Genomic DNA, 6,321 nt, shown 5'->3' with positions numbered 1-6,321 from the left:
CCATCAACCAGTTCGGGCGCGACCTGACCGCCGATGTGCGCTCGGGCCGCGTCCGTGGCATCTACGGCCGCGACGCCGAGATCCAGACGGTGGTCGAGGTGCTCTGCCGCACCGAGAAGCGCAACCCGCTGCTCATCGGCGCCGCCGGCTCCGGCAAGACCGCCATCGTCGAGGGCTTCGCCTGCAAGGTCGCGTCAGGGGATGTCCCCGAGCTGCTCAAGGGCGTGCGCGTGCTCGCGATCGAGACGTCATCGCTCGTCAGCGGCACGAGCCTCGTCGGCAGTTTCGAGGAGCGGATGCGCAAGATCATCGCCGAGGCGTCCCAGCCCGACGTGATCCTCTTCATCGACGAGGCGCACACCGTCATGGGCGCGGGCGGGTCGCAGGGCGGCATGGCCGACATGCTCAAGCCCACGCTCGCCCGCGGTGAGATCGCCGTCATCGCCGCGACCACGGACGACGAGTACCGGCGTCACATCCAGCAGGACAAGGCGCTGTCACGGCGCTTCCAGCCGATCCCCGTGAAGGAGATGGGCCCGGAGCAAGCGCTCGAGGTGCTGAAGCTGCGCCGCGACGCGCTCAAGGACAAGCGAGGTGTCGAGGTCAGCGACGACATCCTGTCAGGCCTCGTGAACTTCGCCGACGAGTATCTGCGCTCGCGCACCTTCCCCGACAAGGCGCTCGACCTGCTCGAGCAGGTGGTCGCACACGCCGTTGCAGGCGGTGAGACGGCCGTGACGACCGAGAACGCCAGCGAGGTCACCTCGCGCCTCGCCGGACACCCGCTCCCGCCGGCCGAGGCGCTCACGCGCCTGCGCAAGGAGTTCGCGGCGCTCGGCGTGGCGGACACGGCGTCTGCGGAGAAGGTGATCGGGCGCCTGAACACGACCTTGAACGCGCTCGACGTCGACGCGTGCCGGCCGAATCTCGTGGCCGCGCTCGTCGGAGACGCGGCGATGCACACCGTCGAGATCGCGCGTGCGCTGTCCCGCGCGCTGTTCGATTCGCCCGACCGGATCCTGGACTTGGACCTCAACCAGATGCGCGACGAGGAGTCCGTCAACTCGCTCATCGGTCCGCCGCCGGGCTACATCGGCTTCGGCGGCGCGCTGCCCATCCACGAGCTCGCGGTCACCCCGTGCACCGTCGTCGTGGTCGAGGGCGCCGACGTGTGCCACGCGGTCGTCGGCGAGGTGCTCGCCAACGGGCTCGCGCAGGGCTTCATCGAGGACAGCGCGGGCGGCCGCTACTACCTGAGCGACGCCGTGGTCCTCGTGCCCGTCTCGGCGGATACGCCCGAGGCGCGGAAGGTCCCCCTGGGCTCGGTCTTCGGCAGGGGCGACGCGCCTGAGCGCGTGGCGACCGATGCGGCCGCACTGGCCGAGGCGGTCCTCGGGCGGGCGCTGTGCCGGCAGATGGACATGGTGCTCTCGGACCTCGTCGCCGTGACCGATGCGAGCAAGGATGTCTACCTGCGCGATTCCGTTCTGCCGAAGGTGACGCAGCGCTTCGAGAAGCGCGGGCTCAAGATCACGTGGGACGATGGCGTGGTCGACCTGCTGCTCAAAGAGACGTCGAAGCTGTCGGACCTCATCGAGGTCGAGCACTACACCGAGGACCTCGTGTCGGGGCTCGTGCTCGCGAAGGTGGCCTTGCCGCCGCTCGGCGAGGTGCGCCTGGTCCGCCTCGGCGTGAGCGACGGCGCCGTCGTCGCCGAGGAGCGGGAGTAGCGGCCGGACCTCGTCGGGAGCGCCCTCACCTGCGTAGAATGGTACGAGGGAGGTCGGCCGCGGGGGTGAGGTAGTGCAGCCGAACGAGGTCGTGAGCCTAGCGCTGGCGCTGGTCCTCGCGCCGCTGTGCCTTCGCGCGGCCTCGAGGGCGCGCGTCCGAGGACGTGAGTGGTTCTACGCCGCGTTCGCCGTGATGCTCGCTTCGTACGTCTTCACGATCGCGGAGGGGTTCGCAGCTCCCGACCTGCTCAACTTCCTCGAGCATCTCGGCTATGCGGCCTCCGGCCTGCTCTTCCTGCGAGGCATCATCGCGATGCGCACGAGCTGGGGGGCGGCGGCATGAACGCGCTGGTCCCGCTGGCGGATATCATCTCGACGATCGCGTTCGCCGCCTCGGCGGTGCTCGTCCTGCTGGCGCGGCCGGCCAAGCGCGGGGTGTTCGACACCTGGTCGCGCGGGTTCCTGTTCGCCGCGATGGCACTCTACGCGATGGTCGGCGTCTCGAACACGCTCGAGGACCTCGGCGTCACCGCCGCGCTCGACGTGTACGAGGACTACATGGAGCTGCTGTTCGTGCCGCTGCTCGCGTACGCCGCGCACCAGGCGTACATGCGCTCGCTGCTCAACGAGCGCGGGCGGGCGTTCTGGGCGCTCGATCGCCAGCACGAGATGATGCTCTCGGTGATCGACACCGTGCCGTGCGGCATCGTCATCGTCGACGACACCGGCCGCGTGACGTTCGCGAACTCGGCCGCGCGGCGTATCCTCATGGTCTCAGAGGACGCGAGCACCGGCACGCAGCGCCCCGCCGACTGGGTGGCCGTCGATGCGGACGGCAGCCCGCAGGGCTCGGGCGAGCCAGGACGTCTCCCGGCCATCGCGTCGGTGACCGGCTCGGACGTCACCCAGCGCATCCTGTGGCCCGACGGCGAGACGACCGTGCTGTCGGTCAGCTCGACCACCATGCTGTCGCAGGGCGGCGCGCCCGGCGGGTCCGTCGTGGCGTTCGAGGTCGTGGGCGTCGAGCGGTAGCGCGCTGTCGGAGCGCTCGCGTGCGCACCGGCGTCGCTACAATGGCCGCAGGCAGGCTGTCCACCAGTATGCCGCGAGGAGCGCCGTGGACCGCGCAACCGTCACCTTCCACCCGCAAGGCGCCGTCGTGTCGGCGGCCGTAGGTTCGACCGTCGCTGAAGTCGCGCGCGTCGCGGGCGTGCGTGTCGAGGTCCCTTGCGGCGGCACCGGCGTGTGCGGTGGGTGCGCGGTCGTGGCCGAGGGCGACGTCTCCGAGCCGACCGCCGACGAGCGCCGTGCGCTTTCCGCGGCCGACCTCGCGCGCGGCGTGCGGCTGGCATGCCGGGCGCGCGTACTCGGCGCGGTGACGGTCCGCCCGGTGTCCGCTCGCGTCGCGGGCGCCACGCGTGCGGTCACCTCGGCGGCCGTCGAGGGCTACCCCGTCGCGGCGCCGGGCGAGCGGCACGAGGCGACGGGCGCGCGCACGCTCGGGGCCGCCGTGGACGTGGGCACGACCACGCTGGCCGCGGCGCTCGTCGACCTGCGCAACGGTGATGTGCTCGCCACCGCCGCGGCCGACAACCCGCAGGCGGCGTTCGGTGCGGACGTGCTCGCACGCGTCGCGGCGGCGGGCACGCGGGGCGTCGAGGCGCTGCAGGCGTCCGTCGCCGGCGCCGTCGAGGCTCTCGTGACCGGGCTGCTCGCGCGCGAAGGCGCATCGCCGGCCGCGCTGCTCGAGGTCGTGACCGCGGGCAACCCCGCGATGACCCACCTGCTCTACGGCATCGACCCTTCACCGCTTGCCGCCGCGCCGTACGCGGGCGCGCTCACGGCGCCGATGCGGCGAACGGCCGCATCGCTCGGCATGGGCGCCCTCGGTGAGGTGCGCGTCTCGTCGCTCCCGGCGGTCTCGGCGTTCGTCGGCGGCGACGCCGTCGCGGGCGCGGTCGTCACCCGGCTTGCCGACGCGCCGCGCGGGACGCTGCTGGTCGATCTCGGGACCAACGGCGAGGTGCTGCTCGCGACCGGCGACGGCCTGCTGGCGACCTCTGCCGCGGCCGGTCCGGCGTTCGAGGGCGGCGCGATCGAGTGCGGGATGCGCGCCGAGGACGGGGCGATCGAGCGGGTGCAGTGGGCCGACGGGCGCCTCGCCGTCGGGACGGTCGGCGGCGCTCCGGCGCGCGGCATCTGCGGCAGCGGATTGCTGGACCTCGTCGCAGCGCTGCTCGACGCCGGCATCCTCGACAGCGAGGGGCGCATGCGCGCCGCCGGGCCGCTCGGTGCGCGCGCACGCGAACGTGACGGTGAGGTGGTGTTCGAGGTCGCCGACGGCGTCGTGCTCACGCAGGGGGACGTTCGCGCGGTGCAGCTCGCGTGCGGCGCCGTGCGGGCCGCGTGCACGCTGTTGCTCGAGGAAGCGCGCGTCCCGCGCGGCTCGGTGCCGCGCGTACGTATCGCCGGCGGTTTCGGCTACCATGCGTGCGAGCGCTCGCTGCTGCGGCTCGGCGTGCTCGACGAGTCCTGGGCGGGCCGCGTGCACGCTGCCGGCAACACGTCGCTCGCGGGTGCCGTCGCGGTGCTGGCGAGTCCCGCGGCACGCGAGGCGGCCGAGGTGGTCGCCGCAGCAGCCCGCACGCTCGACCTGGCGCCGCATCCGCGGTTCCGGGAGGTGTTCGTCGCCTCGCTCGCGTTCCCCGACCGGCCGTGAACGATCCCGTCGCGAAGGAAGGCTCGTGAAGATGAAGCGGACCCTGTACGTCCTGGTGGCCATGGCTGCGCTCGCCGCGCTGGCAGCCGGCTGCTCGGGCGGCGGCTGCGCGAAGGCCGAGTCACCCGGCGGCTGGGACACCAAGCCCGCGGCCGACTTCAAGTCGTGGATGGACGCGACGCTGGGCGGCGCGCCCTGGTACGCGAAGGTGACCACCGTCGACCAGACGACGCGTCTCGGCGTGCCGGTCGTCTACGTGCGCACGAGCATGGCGAACGCCGAGCGCGACGTCGCGCTGTCCGACATCATGGCCCGTGCGTCGACCGCCACGGCTGCGCCGTTCGACGGCATCCTCTACATCTTCGGCGAGCAGGACATGCCGGTCTCAGCGTCGCTCGGATCGGTCCCCGCTGCATCCGAGCTGCCCGCGGCTCCCGCCAAGGCCGAGGAGATGGCGTCGTGGCTGGAGTCCGCCTACGGGTCGACCAAGGAGCCCTGGCTCGCGCACGTGACAGGGTCGCGCGCGGATGCGCAGCGCGGCGCCGTCGTGGTGACGACCGACCTCGACTTCGCGAGCACGGACGACCGGTGGCTCGGCGCGACCGTGCTCGAGGCGATGCGCAGCTCGAAGCAGGCGTTCGCCTCGCAGATCGTGGTGCTGTACGCCGACGGGAGCAACGAGAACTCCAGCCCGATGTAGCGCACGTGAAGGGTGCCGTCCGTGCGCCGATGATGGCACGCCCCTTGCACTTGCCGGGGCGTTGAGAGTCCGCCGAGGGAGGGACCCCGGTGCGGAGCATGACAAGGATGCGTGACCACCTCACGCCGTGGCTCGTCGTCGCGGTGGCGGCCGTCGCGTTCCTGCCGCTGGTCGTCTCGGGTGGGTGCGTCATCGCCTGCGAGCTCGGGGCGATGCCCACCGGCGCCTGCGGCCACGCCGCGATGACCGGTGCGGACGTGCACATGTCGGGCGAGATGCTCGCGAGCGCGCCGCCGGTCCAGCCGTCGATCGCGGCGGTCACCCTGCTCGTCCTCGTCGTCGCGCTGATGCTGGCCGGCGCGGGCCCGGGCTTCGTCTCGGCCTTCGCGCAGACTCCGGGCGACGCCCGCGCAGGGACCCGATTGCGCGTCTGACACCACCGTTGCGGCCGCCGTGCCCGATCGGCGCGGCGGCGTAGGCGCGCGTCCGCACCGCCGCAGGTGCAGGCGTGCGCCCCTGCTCATGCGACGTGCACGATCGCTCGTCGCCGCAACGGAAGGTATCGAACGCCCATGAACCTGTTCATCGCAGCGCTGCTGGTCGGCCTCGCGACGAGCTTCCACTGCGTGGCCATGTGCGGCCCGCTCGTGCTGACCTACGCGGTCAAGGACGAGACCGAGGGCCCCTGGCTGCGCCGGATGCTCCCGCACCTCGCCTACCAGGGCGCGAAGATCGTCAGCTACGTCATCGTCGGCCTGCTGCTCGGCAGCGTCGGCCTGCTGCTCGGCCTCGACGAGTCCCTCGGCGGGCTGCGCGGCTACTTCATCGTGGTCGCATCGGTCCTGATGGTGCTCCTCGGCCTGCAGATGACCGGGCGCTTCCCCGCACTCAACCGTTTCGTCCCGCGCCCGCCCGAGGCGCTCGTGCGCGCGCTGTCGCGCACCCGCTCGAAGGCGCGCGCCGAGGCGGCCGAGGGCAAGGTCTCGCTCGGCACGCCCGTCACGTTCGGCCTGCTCACCGGCCTGATGCCGTGCGCGCCGCTCATGGCGCAGCAGGCGGCGGCGGCCGCGAGCGGCTCGCCGGTGTCCGGCGCGACCATCATGCTCGGCTTCGGGCTGGGCACCGTGCCGCTCATGCTCGGCTTCGGCGCCGTGGCGGGAGCGCTGTCGCAC

The 6,321-nt window shown here is 72.6% G+C and carries 7 protein-coding genes; all 7 read left to right on the top strand.

From position 1 onward, the window contains the following. Positions 1–1,730: ATP-dependent Clp protease ATP-binding subunit (locus FDZ70_05345; GenBank protein TLM77498.1), on the top strand; the 1,730-nt coding region annotated here is incomplete at its 5' end. Positions 1,731–1,803: 73 nt separating this feature from the next. Then, positions 1,804–2,073 carry a hypothetical protein gene (locus FDZ70_05340; GenBank protein ID TLM77497.1) on the top strand — a complete coding sequence of 90 codons (270 nt, stop codon included), beginning with the start codon at positions 1,804–1,806 and terminating at the stop codon, positions 2,071–2,073. Then, positions 2,070–2,762 carry a PAS domain-containing protein gene (locus FDZ70_05335; GenBank protein TLM77496.1) on the top strand — a complete coding sequence of 231 codons (693 nt, stop codon included), beginning with the start codon at positions 2,070–2,072 and terminating at the stop codon, positions 2,760–2,762. The genes FDZ70_05340 and FDZ70_05335 overlap by 4 nt, the downstream gene beginning before the upstream one ends. A gap of 4 nt (positions 2,763–2,766) precedes the next feature. Further along, the gene (locus tag FDZ70_05330) at positions 2,767–4,449 is read left to right on the top strand and encodes a DUF4445 domain-containing protein (GenBank protein ID TLM77495.1); all 1,683 of its coding nucleotides are present in this window, start codon (positions 2,767–2,769) and stop codon (positions 4,447–4,449) included. Between the two features lie 25 nt (positions 4,450–4,474). Next, positions 4,475–5,149, top strand: coding sequence for a hypothetical protein (locus FDZ70_05325; GenBank protein ID TLM77494.1), 675 nt, complete (start codon positions 4,475–4,477; stop codon positions 5,147–5,149). A 107-nt stretch (positions 5,150–5,256) separates the two neighbouring features. Further along, entirely contained in the window at positions 5,257–5,583 is a 327-nt protein-coding gene (locus tag FDZ70_05320; protein ID TLM77493.1) for a hypothetical protein, read from the top strand. A gap of 138 nt (positions 5,584–5,721) precedes the next feature. Continuing rightward, a partial coding sequence (locus FDZ70_05315) for a sulfite exporter TauE/SafE family protein (GenBank protein ID TLM77492.1) occupies positions 5,722–6,321 on the top strand: 600 nt, incomplete at its 3' end.

The sequence above is a fragment of the Actinomycetota bacterium genome (assembly GCA_005774595.1).
Classification (GTDB): domain Bacteria; phylum Actinomycetota; class Coriobacteriia; order Anaerosomatales; family D1FN1-002; genus D1FN1-002.
Note: the sequence above shows the minus strand (reverse complement) of the source record. Positions and strands in the feature narration are given on the sequence as shown.

Coding starts and splice junctions, on each gene's coding strand:
- FDZ70_05335 (TLM77496.1), top strand. CDS start 2,070: ATGAACGCGCTGGTCCCGCTGGCGGATATCATCTCGACGATCGCGTTC.
- FDZ70_05320 (TLM77493.1), top strand. CDS start 5,257: ATGCGTGACCACCTCACGCCGTGGCTCGTCGTCGCGGTGGCGGCCGTC.